Origin of the sequence: Bradyrhizobium pachyrhizi, assembly GCF_029714545.1 — a bacterium.
Lineage (GTDB): Bacteria > Pseudomonadota > Alphaproteobacteria > Rhizobiales > Xanthobacteraceae > Bradyrhizobium > Bradyrhizobium pachyrhizi.
The window spans coordinates 1,437,690-1,457,672 of the sequence record NZ_CP121667.1 but is presented as its reverse complement, the minus strand read 5'-3'; the positions used below and the strand labels follow the sequence as shown (position 1 = coordinate 1,457,672).

The 19,983-nt window shown below is 65.3% G+C and carries 20 protein-coding genes; 14 read left to right on the top strand and 6 right to left on the bottom strand.

Annotated elements, in window-relative coordinates; all coding sequences use genetic code 11:
• Positions 1–78 precede the first annotated feature (78 nt).
• Positions 79–1,308 (bottom strand): DUF1501 domain-containing protein, encoded by a 1,230-nt coding sequence (locus QA639_RS06590; RefSeq protein WP_283089415.1) that lies wholly within the window; start codon positions 1,306–1,308, stop codon positions 79–81.
• Positions 1,305–2,888 carry a DUF1800 domain-containing protein gene (locus QA639_RS06585; protein WP_157344426.1) on the bottom strand — a complete coding sequence of 528 codons (1,584 nt, stop codon included), beginning with the start codon at positions 2,886–2,888 and terminating at the stop codon, positions 1,305–1,307. The genes QA639_RS06590 and QA639_RS06585 overlap by 4 nt, the downstream gene beginning before the upstream one ends.
• 103 nt (positions 2,889–2,991) lie before the next feature.
• Here QA639_RS06585 and QA639_RS06580 point away from each other — a divergent pair, with 103 nt between their 5' ends.
• The 3 genes from QA639_RS06580 to QA639_RS06570 all read left to right on the top strand — a co-directional run bounded on the left by QA639_RS06580 (position 2,992) and on the right by QA639_RS06570 (position 5,401).
• Positions 2,992–3,207, top strand: a complete 216-nt coding sequence (locus tag QA639_RS06580) for a cysteine-rich CWC family protein (RefSeq protein WP_283089414.1) — start codon at positions 2,992–2,994, stop codon at positions 3,205–3,207.
• The gene (locus QA639_RS06575) at positions 3,204–3,878 is read left to right on the top strand and encodes an HAD family hydrolase (RefSeq protein WP_283089413.1); all 675 of its coding nucleotides are present in this window, start codon (positions 3,204–3,206) and stop codon (positions 3,876–3,878) included. Before QA639_RS06580 ends, QA639_RS06575 begins: the two co-directional genes overlap by 4 nt.
• An 83-nt stretch (positions 3,879–3,961) precedes the next feature.
• Entirely contained in the window at positions 3,962–5,401 is a 1,440-nt protein-coding gene (locus tag QA639_RS06570; RefSeq protein ID WP_283089412.1) for an IS1182 family transposase, read from the top strand.
• Positions 5,402–5,566: 165 nt separating this feature from the next.
• On the opposite strand, the gene QA639_RS06565 is transcribed toward QA639_RS06570, so the two are convergent.
• The gene (locus QA639_RS06565; RefSeq protein ID WP_283089411.1) at positions 5,567–6,658 is read right to left on the bottom strand and encodes a SphA family protein; all 1,092 of its coding nucleotides are present in this window, start codon (positions 6,656–6,658) and stop codon (positions 5,567–5,569) included.
• Positions 6,659–7,086: 428 nt separating this feature from the next.
• Between QA639_RS06565 and QA639_RS06560 the strand changes: the two genes are divergently transcribed.
• Entirely contained in the window at positions 7,087–7,494 is a 408-nt protein-coding gene (locus tag QA639_RS06560; protein ID WP_157344420.1) for an SUMF1/EgtB/PvdO family nonheme iron enzyme, read from the top strand.
• On the top strand, positions 7,491–9,203 hold the full coding sequence (locus QA639_RS06555) for an arylsulfatase (protein WP_283089410.1): 1,713 nt from the start codon (positions 7,491–7,493) through the stop codon (positions 9,201–9,203). Before QA639_RS06560 ends, QA639_RS06555 begins: the two co-directional genes overlap by 4 nt.
• A 99-nt stretch (positions 9,204–9,302) precedes the next feature.
• Here QA639_RS06555 and QA639_RS06550 read toward each other — a convergent pair whose 3' ends face one another.
• Entirely contained in the window at positions 9,303–9,899 is a 597-nt protein-coding gene (locus QA639_RS06550) for a TetR/AcrR family transcriptional regulator (RefSeq protein ID WP_283089409.1), read from the bottom strand.
• An 87-nt stretch (positions 9,900–9,986) separates the two neighbouring features.
• Between QA639_RS06550 and QA639_RS06545 the strand changes: the two genes are divergently transcribed.
• The gene (locus QA639_RS06545) at positions 9,987–10,778 is read left to right on the top strand and encodes a crotonase/enoyl-CoA hydratase family protein (protein ID WP_283089408.1); all 792 of its coding nucleotides are present in this window, start codon (positions 9,987–9,989) and stop codon (positions 10,776–10,778) included.
• A gap of 196 nt (positions 10,779–10,974) precedes the next feature.
• Here QA639_RS06545 and QA639_RS06540 read toward each other — a convergent pair whose 3' ends face one another.
• Positions 10,975–11,682, bottom strand: coding sequence for a glutathione binding-like protein (locus QA639_RS06540; RefSeq protein WP_028336052.1), 708 nt, complete (start codon positions 11,680–11,682; stop codon positions 10,975–10,977).
• Here QA639_RS06540 and QA639_RS06535 point away from each other — a divergent pair.
• The 3 genes from QA639_RS06535 to QA639_RS06525 are packed head-to-tail and all read left to right on the top strand — an operon-like array spanning position 11,681 to position 13,686.
• Positions 11,681–11,860 carry a hypothetical protein gene (locus QA639_RS06535; RefSeq protein ID WP_050382826.1) on the top strand — a complete coding sequence of 60 codons (180 nt, stop codon included), beginning with the start codon at positions 11,681–11,683 and terminating at the stop codon, positions 11,858–11,860. The two genes, QA639_RS06540 and QA639_RS06535, sit on opposite strands and share 2 nt — an antisense overlap.
• Before the next feature lie 48 nt (positions 11,861–11,908).
• A complete protein-coding gene (locus QA639_RS06530; RefSeq protein ID WP_283089407.1) occupies positions 11,909–13,027 on the top strand; it encodes an MBL fold metallo-hydrolase in 1,119 nt (372 codons plus the stop codon).
• The gene (locus tag QA639_RS06525; protein WP_283089406.1) at positions 13,024–13,686 is read left to right on the top strand and encodes an SCO family protein; all 663 of its coding nucleotides are present in this window, start codon (positions 13,024–13,026) and stop codon (positions 13,684–13,686) included. Before QA639_RS06530 ends, QA639_RS06525 begins: the two co-directional genes overlap by 4 nt.
• Before the next feature lie 89 nt (positions 13,687–13,775).
• Here the strand turns inward: QA639_RS06525 and QA639_RS06520 are convergent, their stop codons facing one another.
• Positions 13,776–14,009, bottom strand: coding sequence for a hypothetical protein (locus QA639_RS06520; protein WP_283089405.1), 234 nt, complete (start codon positions 14,007–14,009; stop codon positions 13,776–13,778).
• 284 nt (positions 14,010–14,293) lie between these two features.
• Between QA639_RS06520 and QA639_RS06515 the strand changes: the two genes are divergently transcribed.
• From QA639_RS06515 to uvrB, 5 genes are all read left to right on the top strand, one after another.
• Positions 14,294–15,196, top strand: coding sequence for a LysR substrate-binding domain-containing protein (locus tag QA639_RS06515; protein ID WP_283089404.1), 903 nt, complete (start codon positions 14,294–14,296; stop codon positions 15,194–15,196).
• A complete protein-coding gene (locus tag QA639_RS06510; protein ID WP_283089403.1) occupies positions 15,189–16,409 on the top strand; it encodes an NAD(P)-binding domain-containing protein in 1,221 nt (406 codons plus the stop codon). Before QA639_RS06515 ends, QA639_RS06510 begins: the two co-directional genes overlap by 8 nt.
• A 108-nt stretch (positions 16,410–16,517) precedes the next feature.
• A complete protein-coding gene (locus QA639_RS06505) occupies positions 16,518–16,754 on the top strand; it encodes a hypothetical protein (protein ID WP_038377734.1) in 237 nt (78 codons plus the stop codon).
• A complete protein-coding gene (locus tag QA639_RS06500) occupies positions 16,751–16,957 on the top strand; it encodes a zf-TFIIB domain-containing protein (protein WP_028336044.1) in 207 nt (68 codons plus the stop codon). The genes QA639_RS06505 and QA639_RS06500 overlap by 4 nt, the downstream gene beginning before the upstream one ends.
• 111 nt (positions 16,958–17,068) lie before the next feature.
• A complete protein-coding gene (gene uvrB / locus QA639_RS06495; protein ID WP_157344407.1) occupies positions 17,069–19,981 on the top strand; it encodes an excinuclease ABC subunit UvrB in 2,913 nt (970 codons plus the stop codon).
• Positions 19,982–19,983: the final 2 nt, after the last annotated feature.

Genomic DNA, 19,983 nt, shown 5'->3' with positions numbered 1-19,983 from the left:
GTGTCCCGTTCACAACACGAGCCGCGGCGTATGGGTCCCGGCGTGCGCCGGGACGACGCCGAGTATGTGGCTGGCGCTTTACACCACCAGCCCCTTCATCGGCTTTGCGGGCGCGCTGTCCGAAAACACCGTGTCAGCCAGCACGCGCTCGCCGAGGCCGAACTGGTCGTGCAGCAGGCCCTTGATCACGGCGCGCAGGTCGGTGGTCGGGGCGAGGTCGCGGGCCTGGTAGAGATTGGCGGGCTTGAGGCCCGGCCAATCGGTGATCGTGCGGCCGCCATTCACCGCGCCGCCGGCGAGCAGCGCGATGGTGCCGGTGCCGTGGTCGGTGCCCTCGGTGCCGTTGATGCGCGCGGTGCGGCCGAACTCGGTCGCGACCACGATCACGGTGTCGCGCCAGCGCGCGCCGAGGCCGCTCTGGAATTCCGCCAGCGCGCCGTCGAGACCGCCGAGCAGCTGCGCGAGCCGGCCGACCGGCCCGCCTTCATTGGCATGGGTGTCCCAGCCGTCGAAGGCGAGCGCGCCGATCCGCGGGCCGTCATCGGCCGCCATCAGTTTCGCGGCGCCGCGCGCCACGAGGCGCATCGCCGCCACGCCGCCCGCCCCGGGCTTCGGCTTCATCTCCTCGCCCTGCGCCTGCTTCTCGAGCTGCAAGCCTTGCGTCAGCGCGCTCGCCAGCGCCGGATCGCGATGCTGATAGAGATCGAGCAGCCGCATCGCGGTGTCGTCAGCGGCTTGCGGCAGCGCGGTCGGCGCCCAGCCGACGGTCGGCGCCGCGCCGCGCAGCACCAGCGGCGTGGTCGGGCCGACCGCAAGCGCGCTCGTCACCCGCTCGCCTTTCGGCAGCGCCTCGAGCGCGCGGTTGAGCCAGCCGGACTGCACGCGGCCCGGACCGGGGAAGCCGCTCTCCAGCACATCCTGGCCGTCGAAATGCGAGCGATCGCGATAGGAGGTCGCCACCGCATGAACCACCGCAGCCTGCTTGGCGCGATACATCCGCGAAAATTCCGGCATCGCCGGGTGCAGGCCGAAGAACTGATCGAGCATCACCGCCGCGTTCGGGCCATCGGGGCGCAGCGCGATCGCGCCATGCAGGCCGGCATAATCGGGGTCGCCGATCGGGGCGACCGTGGCAAGGCCATCGAGCGCACCGCGCAGGATGATGGTGACGAAGCGCGGATCGCGGCCATCGGCGGCGCGCGCGAATTTCGGCAAATAGGCCCAGGCCGCAAAGGAGGCGCCGCCGAGCAGCAGCGCGCGCCGCGACGTCGCCTGCAGCATCAGGCTCTCGGAGCATTCCATCGTCATCTCCTCTGGAACTCGGGCGACATCAACAGCAGCGCCAGCGCCTGCTGCCGCGATTCCGCGCGCTCGATGGTGCGCCGCGTCTCGGGCGAGGCTGCATCGGCGGCAATGAGCTCGAGCAGGTCGCGCGGGTCGAACCGGTCGGCGAGCTGGGAGGCAAGCTGCGCCGAGATGTCGAGCCTGAGCTTGACGCCTTCAGGCGCCGCCCAGGCCGCGGCGGTGTCCGGAAAACCGTTCGGCCCGGCCGGCGACCACAAGGGCTGGCCCAGCACATTGAGGCCGTTGAGGTAGCGGCCCGGATCCTCCGGATTGCGCGCCAGCAGGCGGCCGGAGGCGACCAGGAATTCGTAAGGCGAACGCATCTTTGTCAGCGGCGGCTGCCAGGCCTCGCTGGACTGAACGAGCGCGGTGGCCAGCGCCCTGAGATCGCCGTCCGTTTTCGTGAACGTATCCTGCAGCCTCGCCACCAGCGCCGGCGGCGGATCGTCGGCGACGAAGTGGCGCGCGAACTTGGTCGCGATGAATTTTGTGGTCGAGGGATGCCGCGCGATGTCCGACAGCACCGCCTCGCCCTGCGCGACGCCGGCCTGCGCGTAGGTCTTGCCGAGCACCTGCTGCGGTCCGGGCTGGTGCGCATTGGCATTGAACACGAAGCTGCCGGGCGTGCCGAGCTGCCCACGCCGGCCGGCAAAGGTCCAGCCGGTGATGATTCGCGCCAGCGCCGTGACGTCGTCCTGGGTGTAGCCACCGCCGACGCCGAGCGTATGCAGTTCCATGATCTCGCGCGCGAGATTCTCGTTCAGGCCGCGATTGCGGTTGATGCCGGCGTGCGACTCCGGGCCGAGCGATTGCTGGTTGTCGAGAAAGAACAGCATCGCCGGATGCTGCTCGACGGCCTTCAGCATGTCCGGGAAACGGCCGAGCACATGCGGACGGATCGCCTCGCGCTCGAACGAGCCGGCCCACATCCGCGCCAGCGCGCCCTTGTTGGCGGAGATGCAGAAGTGGTTGGACCAGAACACCACGAGCCGTTCGACGAAGCCGCAATCGGCGACCACGCCGCGCTGCAGCCGCGCCAGCGCCTCGGCACGGAATGTCTTCTGGATGATGTTGAGCGGTTGCGCCGGCGGCTTCGGCGGACCAGCCACCGTCTGCGTCGTCGGAGGCTGCATCGTCGCGGACGGCGTCATCGCCGCATTGGCGCCATCGGCGGCCTGCGCCTGCATCGTCGGATCTTTCCCGGCGATCTCCTTGGCCGCAGTGGACAGCGACAGATTGCGCCGCTGCGGCGACTTCGTGTCCGGGCCCTGCGGCGGTGTCTCGCTCGCGCCCTGCTGCGCGGCCTTCGCGGCATTGCGTGCTTGCTGGATCTCGAACTGATAGTCGAACACCTGCTTGCCGAGCTCCGGCGTCGAGAGCAGGCCCGGCACTTCGAGCAGCGCGCCGTTCGGACGCGCCAGTTCCGCAAGCACGAAACCGCGCGGATCGGAGGCCGCGTTGATGAAGTCGCCGGACGCCCCGCCGCGGGCGCCAAACCCAAACCGGTTCAGGGCAGTCAGCGCGGCTTGCGAATCACGGGCCATCAGAATTCCCTTAACGGCCTATCCCGGCTATATCAATTGCCTGGCATCATAGCGCGGTCCGGGATGAACCCGAGATTAATTCGCGCATTAAATCGCGGTTAGAATGGACCTCTCGTCAAACGATCGTCCCGAACAAGCTTCGCCACGCCGGCTCGCCTGCACGGCATGCGGCAGCGAATTTTCCTGCTCGCTCACGGGATCGTGCTGGTGTTCCGACGAGAGCTTTCGCCTGCCGATGCCGACCGATGGCGACGACTGCCTGTGCCCCGCATGCTTGCGGAAGCTAGCGGAACAGCAAGCAGCGGTGAGCGCCACGTGAAGGCACGCTGGACCGTCGACGCCGTCCTGCTCGACATGGACGGCACGCTGCTCGACACCGAGAAGGTCTATTTCGACAGCCTGGTCGCAGCGCTGAATGTGTGCGGCTACACCGACGACATCGTCGCGCTGTGCCATTCCATGGTCGGCCTTCCCGGCCCGGTCTGCGAGGCGATGCTGCGCGACCATTACGGCGCGGCGTTTCCACTCGCCGAGGTCAACCAAGCGTTTCTCGAACATCGCGATGAGATGATGCGGTCGGGCCTGCCGCTCAAGCCCGGCACGCTGGCTCTGCTCGATGCGCTCGCGCTTGCGGAGCGCCCGATGGCGATCGTCACCTCGTCGTCGCGCCGTTCGGCCGAACGCAACCTCACCCTCGCCGGCATCCGCGATCGTTTCGACACGCTGCTGACGCTTGACGATGTCGCGCAGGGCAAGCCGGATCCCGAGCTCTATCTCAAGGCCGCCGCGCGGCTCGGCGTGACGCCGGCAGCCTGCATCGCGGTGGAGGATTCCAACCACGGCGTCGCCGCCGCCCACGCCGCCGGCGCGATCACGCTGATGGTGCCGGACATGGCGCCGCCGACCGACGAGACCCGTGCGAAATGCGCAGCCGTGTTGCCGGACCTCAACGCGGTGCTGGCGCTGCTGCAGGAGCGCGGCGCGCTTTAGCCATCATCGTCGGCTTTTGACCCTGGCTGTGTGAAAACGCTGCCCGCTGTTATGATTCTCCCGCGATTCTTCGGGGGGAATTGATGAAGCGCTTCGTTGCGGGGGCGGACCGCGGGCAGTCGACGCTACTGCCCGAATGCCTCGACGATTTCATTGACGAGAGCAACCCTGTTCGCGTGATCGACGTGTTTGTCGACACGCTCGATTTGGCCGAGATGAGCTTCGAAGGGGTGGAGCCGGCGACGACCGGTCGGCCGTCGTACCATCCCTCGGCTCTCCTGAAGCTTTATATTTATGGCTATCTGAACCGGGTGCAGTCGAGCCGACGGCTGGAGCGAGAGGCCGGACGCAATGTCGAGGTCATGTGGCTGCTGGGTCGGCTCGCTCCCGATCACAAGACGATCGCGGACTTCCGCAAGGACAATGACCTGGCGCTACGCAAGGTCTGTGCGCGCTTCGTCGAACTCTGCCGTGAGATGGGCCTTCTCGCGACGGCGAGCGTCGCCATCGATGGCAGCAAGTTCAAAGCCGTGAACAACCGGGACAAGAACTTCACGCGGGCGAAGGTGCAACGGCGGCGTGCGCAGCTGGAGGAGAGCGTCTCGCGCTATCTGAGCCAACTTGACACGGCCGACCGACAGGAGCCGAGCGAGGCGCTGGCCGCGAAGGTGACGAGGCTCAGCGAGAAGCTGACCAAGCTGAAGGAGGAAATGGGCAAGCTTGCCGTCTACGAGAAGCAGATGCTGGCTTCGCCCGACCAGCAAATCTCCTTGACCGATCCAGACAGCCGTTCGATGGCGACAAGTGGCCGCGGTTCCGGCGTCGTCGGCTACAACGTGCAGGTTGCCGTCGATACCGAGCATCATCTGATTGTGGCACATGAGGTCACGAACAGCGGCTCAGATCGGGCCCAACTAGCCAGCATGGCCAAGCAGGCGAAGGCCGTTCTAAAGACCGAGACGCTCGAGGCCGTGGCCGATCGCGGCTACTTCAGCAGCCTGGAGATCCTCGCGTGCCACGAGGCCGGCGTCACGGTAACTCTGCCCAAGCCGCAAACGTCGGGCGCCAAGTCAGATGGGCGTTTCGGCAAGCAGGACTTTGTCTATTTGCCGGAGGAAGACGCCTATCGCTGTCCGGCTGGGGAGCAACTGCCATATCGCTTCACGAGCGAGGAAGATGGCAAGGAGATAAGGCGCTACTGGACCACAGCCTGTCAGAACTGTTCGCTCAAATCCCAGTGCACGACAGGGCCAGAGCGGCGGATTCCACGATGGGAGCAAGAGCATCTGCTCGAAGCTGTGCAGCAGCGCCTTGATGCAAATCCACAGGCCATGCGCCAGCGTCGAGAAACAGTCGAGCATCCGTTCGGCACGATGAAGGCCCGCATGGGAGCGACGCACTTCCTCACCAAAACCCTTCCGAAGGTCGCCGCCGAGATGGCACTCTCCGTCCTGGCCTACAACCTCACACGGGTCATGAACATCATCGGAACCAAGCCGCTGATCGCGGCGATCGCCGCCTGAGACACCCTCGGCTCTTGGCTCTCAGAACCGACCTCTCTTGAGACCGTTTTTACACGGCCAAGACCTAACCCGGACATATCCGCACGCTCGCGGAGCGTCCACCGGCTGATTGCTACCGCCGCGCCAGATTGAACCTTCAGCACGGCACCGGTGGCAGCGCTATTGCTATTTCGTGAATCTGGGCCTTGTGGATGTCGGCGGCGTTGGCGCCGCGGGCTGAAGATTGAACGTCAGCCAGACGTTCCAGCCTGCTGGCCGATTTTCATTGGCGAATTCGCCGTAGCCCTTCAGGTTCAGATATCCCTGCATGTCTCCGACCGGGAAAATGTAGCCGACCTGCGGGCCGACGCCGGCCACGCGCGACCGGAAGCAGCCGACGCGATCGCCGGAGCCGCTGTCGCAGCCGAGCTGCTGATAGAGGTAACCGACGAGGCCGACCTGCCATTGCTTGGTCAGGAATTGCGATGCGCCCCAGTCGAGGTGCATGTCGACGCCGCTTTGATATTGAGTGGCTGGATTGACGAAGTTGTAGGTGAATCCCAGCACGGTCGAAAATTCATGCCCGGTCTTTGGATCGAAATAGGTGTAGCCGCCGCCCGCGTCGATCGCCCAGTGCCCAAGCCCCAAATTCGCCAGGCGGCCCGACTGATAGGCGCCGACCGGAAGGTCGGCGGTAATGTACGTCATGTAATTGTTGACACCGGCATTCCAGCGCAGCGCGAACTGCGGGATCAGGTCGCCGAATGCAATGAGCGAGCTGTCGATGCTGTCGAACCGGGAGAAGGGGAACGTGGCGCCGCCCGGTCCCGTCAATGTCCCAACGAGCGATCCCGCCAGCGACGTGGAGTTGGAGCCGTAGGTCGCCAACAGGCTGGCAGAGGCCTGACCGCCCAGCACGGGCGTTGCAAAGGTGTAAGTCCCGGCCACAAGGCCAAGGTTCACATTCGCATTGACGTTCGCGTTCACGTTCGCCGTCAGATTCGCGGGAAAGCGACCAAGCGTGATTTCGCGCGACCGCGCCACGTCGCCGCCGGCGGAAACAGAGGTGTGATAGTAAACCGAGGTCACCGACCAGCCCGGCGCCTGCTGAGGAACAGCCGCGAGGCTGCCAAAAAATCCGGGTAGCCAAAAGCTGATGCCATTTTCATCGGCGCGAGCCGCTTGGGTGGAAAGCACCAGCAGAGCGGCAAGCGCCCCAACACTCAAATGCCACCGCGAAAAAAATCTGCGTCCCAGATTCGGTTTAAAGTACCGCATCGCCGATTCCCCGACTCTCGCGACCCCACCATTGCTCCGGCGGGGTAGAAACTCGGAAAGAATAAGCTGACGCCGCCGTTCGTCCACGCGAATTCGGCATACTTGAGTTCAGCCGGAAGTTTATTGAGAGGTTGTGGCCATGACGCCACAACCCTGGCACTTTTTGCATAGTCATCAGGGGCTCTCGACAAGGGGCGACCTGGCTCGATTGATCTAGATCAATACAACAGGGATGCGTTGCTGAGCATCTTGTCTTGTCTGGTTCGTAGATGCTGCATTATCGGTCTCGCGCTTCAGATACGCGACTGTCATTTGACTGACCAAAGCGTTGAACCGTCCCCCGAAGCATCGGCGAGCCAGAAAGCTGCCGACAGGTTCTTGCTCGGGCGGCGCTCGTAACTTTGAAACTCGGTCACGGCGAGTAGCCCATGCACGACGTTGGCGTTGCGACAGGCGCACCCAATCTGCCGGCCGATGGCTTCGAGCGCACCTCGCCCGCCACCGCATTCCCGGCCAATGGCTGCGACCTTCGTGACACGATCGCCAGCGCCTCGGAATTGACGGCCGATGGGTATTCGCCAAAGCACGACGCAGGCCGCCCGAAAGCCTGCTGCATCCCGCAAGCTCCTCGCGGCCGGTCCCAGGGCGCGAATTACGACTCTCGCCAGCCGAACCTCAGGATTCCACGCAAGGTGCTTAAAGGCGGCTCGCATCCTTGCGCTCCGAGCTACTGCCGCCGCCATCGTCCGGCCGCGCGTCATGCCGAGCCGATCGACGACACCTCAGCAAGCCATGTCGGCTTCAGGTGCATCATCAGGAAGAGGATCATGTCATGAGTAACGATACGATTCCGGAAAAGCCTGAGAATACGGGGCCGAACAGCGTGGGACTGAAACGCCGCGATCTCTTGTTGCGCGGTAGTTCGCTGGTCGCCGCTTCAGCACTCTCCGCCGTCGGGGCGACAAGCTTCGCGCAAGCGCAGCAACCAACGCCGGTCCCGGCGCCCGCGCCGGCCGGGCAGCGGCCCAATATCGTCGTCATCATGGGGGACGATATCGGCATCTGGAATATCGGTGCTTACCATCGTGGCATGATGGCCGGCCGGACGCCGAACCTCGACAAGATCGCCGCAGAAGGCATGCTGTTTACCGATTATTACGCCGAGGCGAGTTGCACCGCGGGCCGCGCCAACTTCATCACCGGCGAGCTGCCGATCCGCACCGGCATGACAACAGTCGGCCAGGCCGGCGCCCCCACAGGCTTGCCGGCGGAGGCCGTGACCATTGCCACCGCGCTCAAGGGCATGGGCTATGCCACCGGCCAATTCGGCAAGAACCACCTTGGCGACAAGAACGAGTTTCTGCCGACAGTGCACGGCTTCGACGAGTTCTTCGGCTATTTGTATCACCTCGACGCGATGGAAGATCCGGCTCACCCTGCCTATCCGCAGGAACTGTTGAACAAGGTTGGCCCGCGCAACATGGTCCATTCGTGGGCAACCAATGTGGACGACGGCACCGTGGATCCCCGTTGGGGAAAGGTCGGCAAGCAGAGGATTGAAGACGCCGGAACGCTCTATCCCAAGCGGATGGAAACGGTGGACGACGAAATCCGAGACTTCGCCTTGTCGTTCATTGAAAGGGCCAAGGCCGATAACAAGCCCTTCTTCTTGTGGCTCAATCCGACCCGCATGCACATCGTCACGCATTTGTCGCCGAAGTACCAGGCGATGCGCAACTCCAAGAACGGCTGGTCGATTCACGAAGCCGGCATGGCGCAGCTCGACGACGATGTCGGCCTCGTCATGCAAAAACTCAAGGACATGGGCGTGGATGACAACACCATTGTCATCTTCACCACGGATAACGGCACCGAGGTCTTCACTTGGCCGGATGGCGGACAGACACCCTTCGCGCAGAGCAAAGGTACGGTCATGGAAGGCGGCTTCCGCGCGCCCGCGATGATCCGCTGGCCGGGCAAGGTGCCCGCGGGCAAGGTCGAGAACGGCATCATCTCCGGGCTGGACTGGTTCCCGACCCTGCTGGCCGCTGCCGGCAACCCGAACATTGTCGAGGAACTGAAGAAGGGCAAGCCAATCGGGGATCGCACCTACAAGTGCCATCTGGATGGCTATAATCAGATGGACATGATCACCGGCAAGGGGCCGTCCAACCGACACGAAATCTGGTACTTCGGCGAGAGCGAGCTGGGGGCCGTGCGCATCGACGACTACAAGTATCGTTTCATCGACCAGCCCGGTGGCTGGCTCGGCGCAAAAACCAAGGTTGACGTCCCCTACCTGATCAACCTCCGCCTGGATCCGTTCGAGCGAACGGGCTGGCCCGACAGCGGGACCAAATACGGCGCCCAACAATACTTCGACTGGTTCAAATATGAATTCTGGCGCTTCGTGTTCGTTCAACAGGAGGTCGAGAAGCTGGCCATGACCGCGATCGAGTTTCCGCCGATGCAGAAGGGCGCGAGCTTCAACCTCGATTCCGTGAAGGCGAAAATCGAGGCCGCCAGGACCGCAATGGCAAAATAAGATTCATGATCGTGTTGGGCGGCGTCCATGCCGCTCAACACCGTCTCCTCCGGCCTCGCCTCTATCAGAGCGAAGCGGACCGGCCTCGGGAGTACACGCCTAACCTCGTTTCCGCCCCTGCTTCGCCAGCGCCGTCTCGATCAGCGTGCGCGCGGCCTCGCCGGCCGTCTCCATATAGCTCGGGTCGCGATGCAGCAGCACCACGGCGAATGATCCGTCCAGCAGCAAGAGGATCTGCCGCGCCAGTTTGAGCGAATCGGTAATGCCCTGCTCCGCGAAGGTCGCGCGCAGCCAGTCCTCGAACTTCTTCTTGTGCGCGGCGCCGATCCGGATCGCGGGATGCCCGGGCATGTTGGCGAGCTCGGCGGAGGTGCGCAGGAAGCCGCAGCCCTTCCACTTCGGATGCCGCGCCGAGCGCGCGAGGTTCTTGAAGATCGCCTCGACCTTCACCGGCAGGCCGCCCTCGGCTTCCGCGAACCATTTGCGGAACAGCGCGAGATTGGGCTGGTCGCGCGCGGCGAGATAGGCAGCGACGAGATCGTCCTTGCTCTTGAAGTGATAGTACAGCGTGCGCTTGGTGAGGCCGGCCTTGGCCGCGACCTCGTCGACGCTGACGCGGCGGATGCCTTCATTGTAGAACAGCGCGCTTGCCGCCTGGACGATGCGCTCGCGGGTGGGCTCGGAAGGTCTGGGCATTCTGCGTATGTATACTACCCAGTGAATATACACAAATTGCAGCTGGCCCTACATTCGGCCCGACACACAATTGCTGGAGACTGCATCATGCCCGCCCCCATCCTGCTCGAAATCACCGACGGGATCGCCCTGATCACCCTGAACCGTCCGGAGCAGCTCAACGCGCTGAACTACGCACTGATCGATCAACTGATGGCCGCGCTCGACCGCATCGAGGGCGACGCTGAGGTGCGCGCCGTGATCCTGACCGGCGCCGGCGAGCGCGCCTTCTCGGCCGGCGCCGACATCCACGAATTCGCTGGGAGCGTCAAACAGGGAGCGGCCGTCGCGGTGCGCGACTTCGTCCGACGGGGACAAGCCATGACCGCGCGGCTGGAGGCATTCAAGAAGCCCGTGATCGCCGCGATCAACGGGCTCGCCTTCGGCGGCGGCTGCGAGATCGCCGAGGCGGTGCATCTCGCTGTCGCCAGCGACCGCGCGCAATTTGCAAAGCCCGAGATCAAGCTCGGCATGCCCCCGACCTTCGGCGGCACGCAGCGGCTGCCGCGACTGGCCGGACGCAAACGCGCCCTGGAATTGCTGCTGGCGGGCGATCCGTTTCCGCCCGAGCACGCGCGCGAGATCGGGCTGGTCAATCAGGTCGTGCCGCATGATCAGCTGCTGACCGCCGCGCGCGAACTCGCCGGCCGGATCACCAGGCATTCGCCCGGATCCGTCGCCGGCACCATCACCGCGGTGACGCGCGGGCTCAACATGCCGATTGCCGAGGGCCTTTTGGTCGAGAGCGAACAGTTCGCCGCGCTGGTGCCGGGCCGCGATCTCGCCGAGGGGTTAGCTGCATGGAAGGAACGGCGGCCGGCGAGGTATGTCGGGGCTTGAGCTGGCTGATCCGCAATCGTCATTGCGAGGAGTGAAGCGACGAAGCAATCCCCGCAAGCGGTGAAATGGATTGCTTCGCGGAGCCTGTCATGCGCCAGCGCTTCGCGCCGACCGGGTGGCTCGCGATGACGACCCAAACGTGGATGGCCGGGTCAAGCCCGGCCATGACGACGGAGAGACGGCTGAGACCTGCGCCCTACCGCACCACCGCCGCGGTCTGCCCGAACAGCAACTTACGTTCCTCCTCGGTGCGGATCGCGGGCTGGCCGAAATTCGGGTTGACCTCCTTCGCCTTGGCATAGGCGCGCTCGGTCGCGGGGCGCTTGCCGATCGTCTCCAGCCAGCGCTTCAGATGCGGGAAATCGTCGATCTCCTGGCCCTGGTTCTTGTAGGGCACGACCCAGGGATAGCTCGCCATGTCGGCGATCGAATAGTCGCCGGCGATGAATTCGCGGTCGGCGAGCCGCTTGTTGAGCACGCCGTAGAGCCGGTTGGTCTCGTTGACATAGCGGTCGATCGCGTATGGCAGCTTCTCGACGGCGTAGTTGCGGAAATGGTGGTTCTGCCCGGCCATCGGCCCGAGCCCGCCCATCTGCCAGAACGTCCACTGGATCGCGTCATAGCGGCCATGGATATCGGCCGGCAGGAATTGTCCGGTCTTCTCGGCGAGATAGAGCAGGATCGCGCCAGACTCGAACAGCTGTAGCGGCTTGCCGCCGCCCTTCGGCGCGTGATCGAGAATTGCTGGGATGCGGTTGTTCGGCGCGATCTGCAAAAAGTCCGGCTTGAACTGATCGCCTTTGCCGATGTTCACCGGGAAAATCCTGTACTCCAATCCGGTCTCCTCAAGGAACATCGTTATCTTGTGACCGTTCGGCGTGGACCAGTAGTGGAGATCGATCATGGGCGTGATCCTGCATTGCCAGGGACTGCCGATGTCGTGCATCGGCGAGAAAGATGCGAATGCATGGAGTTGGGCGCATAACCGCACCCAAGTCAATGGCGCGCGCATTGCACCGCGCGCGAATGTGATCTGCGGCCAGCGCAAGTGCCCGATTGAGCCGCGTCCCGATTGCTCCTAGGCTGCCGGAGGGATTGCGCTGACGAATTTTTAAACATGGGGCATTGCAATGACACATGATTTGGCAAGACGTGATTTCCTCAAGGGCTCGGCGGCGATCGCCGGCGCAGCAGCCGCGGGCGCCTTCTCCTGCGTCGAGATCGCGAGCGCCGCACCACCGATCGAGGTGCCGACCGTCGACAAGCTCTCGATCCGCGTGCTGGTCGATTCCAGCTTCGATTTGTTCTTCAAGCCGAAGCAAGCCGGCGGCGTCACCATCGCGGCGCCGCCGCGTTCCGCCGACTACCAAAAGTCACTGCACAATGAATGGGGCCTGTCGCTGTGGCTGGAGTCGGAGGCCAAGGGCGCGCAGCGCACCCTGATGCTCGACTACGGCTACACGCCGGAGGTGCTGCTCAACAACATGGCGCTGGTTGGCGTCGATCCGGCAAAGCTCGACGCGCTGATCGTGAGCCACGGCCACTACGACCATTTCGGCGGCCTCAACGGCTTCCTCGACAAATTCCGTGATAAACTACCGGCCGACGTGAAGCTCTATGCCGGCGGCGAGGACAATTTCTGCCACCGCGTCAGCGCAACGCCGACCAAGGGCCAGTTCAACGATTTCGGCACGCTCGACCGCCGCCAGCTCGCGGCGCAGCGCGTCACCACGGTGCTGTGCGAGACCCCGACCGTGATCGCCGGCCACGCCTTCACCACCGGCAAGATCACCCGCCGCAGCATCGAGCGTGTGTTGCCGCAGACCTGGGTCGAGTTCGGCATCAAGGACAGGCTCGGCTGCAACGCCAGCCACTATCTGCCGGCCGAGATGGACGGCAAGATCGTGCCCGACGAGCACATCCATGAGCACGCCACCTGCTTCAACGTGCGGGATTTCGGCCTCGTCGTGATCTCGTCCTGCGGCCATGTCGGCATTGTCAATTCGGTGAAGCAGGCGCAGGAGGTCTCCGGCATCCAGAAGGTTCACGCCATCGTCGGCGGCTTCCATCTCGGGCCGGCGCCGAAGGATTACCTCACCGAGGTGGTCGCCGAGATCAAGAAGCTCGACCCCGACGTGCTGATCCCGATGCACTGCTCCGGGCTCAACTTCGTGCAGGAGGCGACCGCGCAGATGGGCGACAAGGTGCTGGTCACGACGACGGGCAGCCGCCTCTCCTTCGGCATATGATCGCGCCGATCCTGCGCGTCATTGCATTCGCTGGCGCGGGCCTGGCATTCGCCGGCGCCGGCCTGTGGCTGACGCTGGCGCCGGTGCCGGTGCCGGCGGGCGATGCGCCGCCGCAATCGGCGCGCTCGGCCGCCGAGATCATGGACATCCTGATGTGGAACAGGGAGCCGGTCGGCGGCCCGTTCGCGTTGACCGATCAGGCTGGCCATGAACGCACCGACAAGGAGTTTCGCGGCAAGCTGATGCTGGTCTATTTCGGCTTCACCACCTGCCCCGACGTCTGTCCGACCGATCTGCAGGCAATCGGGCTTGCGCTCGACAAACTCGGCCGCGACGGCGATCAGGTGCAACCGATCTTCATCACTGTCGATCCCGAGCGCGACACCGCGGCGCATCTCGCAGAATACGTGCCGATGTTACATCCGCGCCTGATCGGGCTGACCGGCAACCTTGATGCGATCCGCAAGCTCGCCGATGCCTACAAGGTCTATTTCGCGCGGGTGCCGCTGAAGGATGCCGGCGACTACACCGTCGATCACACCGCCTACATCTATTTGATGGACCGCGACGGCAATTATCTCGGCTTCTTTCCGCCGGGGACGTCAGCCGACCGAATGGTCGAGATCATCCGGCCAAGGCTCGCCGAACCGGCGCGCTGACGTGCGTGCGAATAGCGCCAGCGCCCCCTCTCCCGCTCGCGGGGGGTGAAGAAAGCATTTCGGGCAGGCGGATCGGACCAATCACGGTCTCAATGCATGCGCCCATGCGCGCGCAAAAACGTCTCGCCGCTTTCCGTGACCATCACCCGCATGCCCTCGACCGAGGGTCGGCGCGCGACATAGCCGCGGTCGACAGCGTCCTCCCAGATCGTCAGCCGCGGGCATGAGGTGCGCCAGACCTCGAGCACCTCGGCATAGTGCCGCGGCTCGCGCGCGACCCACTCGACAAGATCAAGCACCAGGCTATCCGCCGTCTCTGCCATCACACATCTCCCGCAAAGTCGTGATCGTGCGCCCCTTCTCCCCGCCTGCGGGAGAAGGTCGGGATGAGGGGGGTCTCCACGAGGACGGTTACAGTGGGACTCGCGGAGACTCCCCCTCACCCGGATCGCATCTGGCGATGCAATCCGACCTCTCCCCGCAAGCGGGGCGAGGTACGTCAACCGCGCCGCATTAGCTCAAATCACAGCAACCATATTTCTGCGCCGCTTGGCCTCTTCCGGCAAACTGAGTTATCTTGACCTTGCATCAGTTTTCCTGAGGGTTTATGCGGCGGCTGCTCTTTCTCAACGGCATCAAGGCGTTCGAAGCGGCGGCGCGGACCGGCAGCTTCGCGGCGGCGGGCAGCGAGCTCAATGTCTCGGCCGCCGCGATCAGCAGGATGGTGCATCTTTTGGAGGAGCGGCTCGGCGTCGCGCTGTTCGAGCGCAAGGCCAACCGCCTCGTCACCACGCCGGCGGGCCGCGCCTATCAGGGCGGGCTGACGCCGATCTTCGATGCGCTGGCGAGCCTCACCGCGCAGGTCACGGCATCCGCGAGCGCGCGGGTGCTGACCGTCGGCGTCGGACCGACCTTTGCGCTGAAATGGATGATCCCGCACCTCGCCGAGTTCCGCAAAGCGGAGCCCGACATCGAGGTGCGGATCACGACCGGCGGCATGGCGGTGCCGTTCGCCGACGACTGGAGCTGCGGCATCCAGCTCGGCGACGGCCAGTGGCCCGGCCTCGTCGCCGAGCCGCTGTTTGCCGCCGACCTGATGCCGGTGTGCACGGCGCGGCTCGCCAACAGCCTGAAGCGCCCCGCCGACCTCAAGGGCCCGAGCCTGATCCGCGTCGCGCATTCGCCCGACGACTGGCCGTCCTGGCTGAAGGCGGCGGGCGTGCCGCGCCTGACCGCGCGCGGGCCGGAATTCCAGTTCTACGGCCAGGCGCTCCAGGCAGCTAGCGACGGGCTCGGCATCGCGATGGGCATCCGGCCCTATATCGACGACGATCTCCACGCCGGCCGGCTGGTGGCGCCGTTTGCGCTCAGCGTGCCCAAGGGCATGCGGTGGTATCTGGTCTATCGCGGCTTCCACGCCGAGCAGCGCGATTTCGCCGCGTTCCGGCGCTGGATCATCCGCGCCGCGGCGGAGCCCGCCGCCCGCCGCAAGGGAACGCGCAGTGCCTGACGAGACCGTCGATACGCTGGTGATCGGCGGCGGTCAGGCCGGGCTCACCATGAGTCACCGGCTGAAGCAGCGCGGCATCGCCCATCTGGTGCTGGAGCGGGGTCGCATCGCCGAGCGCTGGCGCAGCGAACGCTGGGATGGCCTCATGTTCCAGTTTCCGAACTGGTCGGTGCGGCTGCCGGAATTTGCGTTTCCGCACAGCGATCCCGACGGCTTCTCGGACACCGCTGCCATCATCGCCTTCATCGAGGACTACGCCGCGTTCGTCGCACCGCCGATCCGCTGCGGCGTCGCGGTCACGAAGCTGCGCCGCGACGCCGGCGGCTTCCTCGCCGAATTTGCCGGCGGCGGCATCGCCGCCCGCAACGTCGTCATCGCCACCGGCCCCTATCAACGGCCGCTGCGGCCCGATCTGCTGCGCGAGCATCCCGGCCTGTTTCAGGTCGATGCCGCCGGCTACAGGAATCCCGCGCAATTGCCTGACGGTGCGGTGCTGGTGGTCGGTGCCGGCGCCTCGGGCGCGCAGATCGCCGAAGAGCTGATGCGCGCCGGCCGCGACGTTTTCCTCTCGGTCGGACGTCACAACCGCCTGCCGCGCCGCTATCGCGGCCGTGACCTGATCTGGTGGCTGGCCGAGATGGGCATCGACCAAACGCCGGTCGAGCAGCGCGGTCCGTCGCGGCTGCTGCCGGTGATTTCCGGCGCCCATGGCGGCCACACCGTCGATTTCCGCCGCTTCGCCGCCGGCGGCATGACCCTGCTCGGCCGCGTGACGGCGGCGCGCGACGGCGTGCTGGAGATCGCGCCTGATCTCGCCGCCAACATCGCCAATGGCGACGCCTATTACGCGACGTTCCTCGGGATCGTCGACGACTTCGTCGCGGCGCGCGGCCTCGATCATCCCGATGATCCGTTGGCGCGCCTCCGCCTGCCCGATCCGCCGTGCCTCGCCGCGCCGCTCGATACGATCGACCTGCGCGCCGCGCGGATCAGGAGCGTGATCTGGGCCACCGGCTATGGCCTCGATCTGAACTGGATCGACATACCGCTGCTGGATGCCGACGGGGCGCCGCGACACCGCCACGGCGTCTCCGACGTGCCGGGCCTCTATTTCCTCGGCCTGCAATGGCTGTCGAAGATGAAATCGTCGTTCCTGTCAGGCGTCGGCGACGACGCCGCCGTGCTCGCCGACCACATCGCGAGCCGCCGCTAGCTCCGGGTTCCATTGCTTCCTGGAAATAAACCGGACGAGTTGTGAACTGCTTCACATTTAGCGCAACGCGCTCGTGCTTCCTATGAGAAGGGCGTTTCGAGGTCGCACATGATTTACAGCGGTTTTGAGATCAAGTCGTTCGAAGTGGGGAAGGGGCAATGGCACGCCAGGGTTCAACGGGTCGATCAAAGGCCGGTCGTCATCGATGGCATGCTGTTTCCGACGCTCGACATCGGTTTTGCGTGGTCCGATCCGGATGCGGCGATCGCCGACGCGAAGCGGGCTATCGACCGGTTCCCGCAACGCTATGGCATGACAATGCCGGCGGCCGAAGCGTCGGCATGACCGGCAACGTCGTGGTCGCCGCCGTCCCGCAATGCGAGCCGGATCCGGTCTGGCCGGCGCAGGTCCGCACCAGCTGCCCGGAATGCGCCGCATCGCTTTCGCTGCTGCGCGTGATCCCCGGTCGCGCCGCCGAATACTGGACGATGCGCTGCGACGGCTGCGGCGGGATCCATCTCGACATCGTCGACCTGCCGCGCGTCTGAACTCTGCGACGCGCCGCCTGCTGACACCCTGCTGTCAGCAGCCTCGCCCGCGCAGCTATCCGGCCGCCGTTTGCCCTTTTCTCGCTGCCGGACTCGTCCCATATTCGGGGCATGGCGAAGACACCGAACACTCCGAAAAAGCTCGGCAAAACCCCCAAATCCAAAGCTCACCGGCCCGAGGTCCTCCCGATCGGGCCCGCGCTTGCCGAATTGCTCAATCCCGCGATCAACCGCGGCGATGCCGGCATGGGTTCGGGCACCGGCCTGCAGCCGCCGCCAGACAATTCCTGGGACCGCCGCGCCGGCGGCGAGGCCGCCGCGCATCGCGCGCGGGCGTCGACGCGCGAGACCAGCGAGGGCGTCGCGAAGCGCGATAGTTCGGGCCTCGGCGAGGCCCCGCAGGCCAATTACGGCACCTCGGCCACCATCCCGACGCTCGATCCGGAACTGGCGCGGCAGCTCGGTCTGCCGACCGCCGAGGATGACGAGGAGGCCTTGGCGCGGCCGCCGCGCAGCAAGATGGAGGCGCTCGGCGTCAAGGCGACCGCCGACGCGCTGGAGAACCTGATCCGCGACGGCCGCCCGGAATTCCGCAAGGACGACGGCTCGATGCGGGTGTGGGCCCCTCACCGCCCGCCGCGCCCGGAGAAATCCGAAGGCGGCGTGCGCTTCGAGATCAAGTCCGACTACCAACCGAAGGGCGACCAGCCGACCGCGATCGCCGAGCTGGTCGAGGGCATCGACCGCAACGACCGCACCCAGGTGCTGCTCGGCGTCACTGGCTCGGGCAAGACCTACACCATGGCCAAGGTGATCGAGGCGACGCAGCGCCCGGCGCTGATCCTGGCGCCGAACAAGACGCTGGCCGCCCAGCTCTATGGCGAGTTCAAGAACTTCTTCCCCGACAACGCCGTCGAGTATTTCGTCAGCTATTACGACTACTACCAGCCGGAAGCCTACGTCCCGCGCACCGACACCTATATCGAGAAGGATTCCTCGATCAACGAGCAGATCGACCGCATGCGTCACTCGGCGACGCGCGCGCTGCTCGAGCGCGACGACGTCATCATCGTCGCTTCCGTGTCCTGCATCTACGGTATCGGCTCGGTCGAGACCTACACCGCGATGACCTTCGCGCTGAAGAAGGGCGAGCGCATCGACCAGCGGCAATTGATCGCCGACCTCGTTGCGCTGCAATACAAGCGCACCCAGGCCGAGTTCACCCGCGGCACCTTCCGCGTCCGCGGCGACGTCATCGACATCTTCCCGGCGCACTATGAGGACCGCGCCTGGCGGGTGAACCTGTTCGGCGACACCATCGAGACCATCGAGGAGTTCGACCCGCTCACCGGCCACAAGCAGGACGAGCTCGAATTCATCAAGATGTACGCCAATTCACACTATGTGACGCCGCGCCCGACGCTGGTGCAGGCGATCAAGTCGATCAAGTCGGAGCTGAAGCAGCGGCTCGACCAGCTCAACGACCAGGGCCGCCTCCTGGAGGCGCAGCGGCTCGAGCAGCGCACCACCTTCGATCTCGAGATGATGGAGGCGACCGGAAGCTGCGCCGGCATCGAGAACTATTCGCGCTATCTCACCGGGCGTCGCCCCGGCGAGCCGCCGCCGACGCTGTTCGAATATGTGCCGGACAACGCGCTGATCTTCGCCGACGAGAGCCATGTCACCGTGCCGCAGATCGGCGCGATGTTCCGCGGCGACTTCCGCCGCAAGGCGACGCTCGCCGAATACGGCTTCCGTCTGCCCTCCTGCATGGACAACCGCCCGCTCCGCTTCGAGGAGTGGGACATGATGCGGCCGCAGACGGTTGCGGTGTCGGCAACGCCGAGCGGCTGGGAGCTGAACGAAAGCGGCGGCGTATTCGTCGAGCAGGTGATCCGTCCGACTGGGCTGATTGATCCGCCGGTCGATATCCGCCCTGCGCGCACCCAGGTCGACGACCTCGTCGGCGAGGTGCGCGCGACCGCAGCCGCCGGCTATCGCTCGCTGATCACGGTGCTCACCAAGCGCATGGCGGAGGACCTCACCGAATATCTGCACGAGCAGGGCATCCGCGTCCGCTACATGCACTCGGATATCGACACCATCGAGCGTATCGAGATCATCCGGGATCTCCGCCTCGGCGCGTTCGACGCGCTGGTCGGCATCAACCTGTTGCGCGAGGGCCTCGATATTCCCGAATGCGCGCTGGTCGCGATCCTCGATGCCGACAAGGAAGGCTTTCTGCGCAGCGAGACCTCGCTGATCCAGACCATCGGCCGCGCCGCGCGCAACGTCGACGGCAAGGTGATCCTCTATGCCGACAGCATGACCGGCTCGATGGAGCGCGCGATGGCCGAGACCACGCGGCGCCGCGAGAAGCAGGTCGAGTACAACGAGGCCAACGGCATCACGCCGGAGAGCGTCAAGAAATCGATCGGCGACATCCTGAACTCCGTCTACGAGCGCGACCACGTGCTGGTCGAGATCGGCGACGGCGGCATGGCTGACGACGTGATCAGTATCGGGCATAATTTCGAGGCCGTGCTGAGCGATCTCGAAACGCGGATGCGCGAGGCCGCGGCCGATTTGAACTTCGAGGAAGCCGCCCGCCTGCGCGACGAGGTCAAGCGGCTGCGCGCCACCGAGATGGCCGTGGTCGACGACCCCACCGCCAAGCAGCGCAACGTGCAGAAGCAGGCCGGCGCCTATGCCGGCACCCGAAAATACGGCGATGCCGCCAACCTGCCGGTCAGCGCATTGAAGAACAAGTCGGCGCAGACCTCGCTCAAGGCAGGCCGCGGCGGCAAGTCCGGCTCACGGGTGCACAAGCCCGATCTCGACGAGATGCACGGCCCGGAATCGCTGCCCTTCCGCCCCAGCGGTGCGCTGCCGGCAAAGCCGTTCGGCACCACGAGCCGCATCATCCAGCCGACCGACTCGCGGCAGTCGGGGCCGGAGTTCGGCCCGTCGCCGCGGTCGAGCGGCGGCGCGCCGGGGAAACGCGGCGGCTGGAAGAAAAGGTAGAT

Bases quoted from the DNA above. Each gene is read 5' to 3' on its own strand.
- QA639_RS06590 (WP_283089415.1), bottom strand. From the start codon at position 1,308: ATGACGATGGAATGCTCCGAGAGCCTGATGCTGCAGGCGACGTCGCGG.
- QA639_RS06585 (WP_157344426.1), bottom strand. From the start codon at position 2,888: ATGGCCCGTGATTCGCAAGCCGCGCTGACTGCCCTGAACCGGTTTGGG.
- QA639_RS06580 (WP_283089414.1), top strand. From the start codon at position 2,992: ATGGACCTCTCGTCAAACGATCGTCCCGAACAAGCTTCGCCACGCCGG.
- QA639_RS06570 (WP_283089412.1), top strand. From the start codon at position 3,962: ATGAAGCGCTTCGTTGCGGGGGCGGACCGCGGGCAGTCGACGCTACTG.
- QA639_RS06565 (WP_283089411.1), bottom strand. From the start codon at position 6,658: ATGCGGTACTTTAAACCGAATCTGGGACGCAGATTTTTTTCGCGGTGG.
- QA639_RS06560 (WP_157344420.1), top strand. From the start codon at position 7,087: ATGCACGACGTTGGCGTTGCGACAGGCGCACCCAATCTGCCGGCCGAT.
- QA639_RS06555 (WP_283089410.1), top strand. From the start codon at position 7,491: ATGAGTAACGATACGATTCCGGAAAAGCCTGAGAATACGGGGCCGAAC.
- QA639_RS06550 (WP_283089409.1), bottom strand. From the start codon at position 9,899: ATGCCCAGACCTTCCGAGCCCACCCGCGAGCGCATCGTCCAGGCGGCA.
- QA639_RS06545 (WP_283089408.1), top strand. From the start codon at position 9,987: ATGCCCGCCCCCATCCTGCTCGAAATCACCGACGGGATCGCCCTGATC.
- QA639_RS06535 (WP_050382826.1), top strand. From the start codon at position 11,681: ATGGGCGTGATCCTGCATTGCCAGGGACTGCCGATGTCGTGCATCGGC.
- QA639_RS06540 (WP_028336052.1), bottom strand. From the start codon at position 11,682: ATGATCGATCTCCACTACTGGTCCACGCCGAACGGTCACAAGATAACG.
- QA639_RS06530 (WP_283089407.1), top strand. From the start codon at position 11,909: ATGACACATGATTTGGCAAGACGTGATTTCCTCAAGGGCTCGGCGGCG.
- QA639_RS06525 (WP_283089406.1), top strand. From the start codon at position 13,024: ATGATCGCGCCGATCCTGCGCGTCATTGCATTCGCTGGCGCGGGCCTG.
- QA639_RS06520 (WP_283089405.1), bottom strand. From the start codon at position 14,009: ATGGCAGAGACGGCGGATAGCCTGGTGCTTGATCTTGTCGAGTGGGTC.
- QA639_RS06515 (WP_283089404.1), top strand. From the start codon at position 14,294: ATGCGGCGGCTGCTCTTTCTCAACGGCATCAAGGCGTTCGAAGCGGCG.
- QA639_RS06505 (WP_038377734.1), top strand. From the start codon at position 16,518: ATGATTTACAGCGGTTTTGAGATCAAGTCGTTCGAAGTGGGGAAGGGG.
- QA639_RS06500 (WP_028336044.1), top strand. From the start codon at position 16,751: ATGACCGGCAACGTCGTGGTCGCCGCCGTCCCGCAATGCGAGCCGGAT.
- uvrB (WP_157344407.1), top strand. From the start codon at position 17,069: ATGGCGAAGACACCGAACACTCCGAAAAAGCTCGGCAAAACCCCCAAA.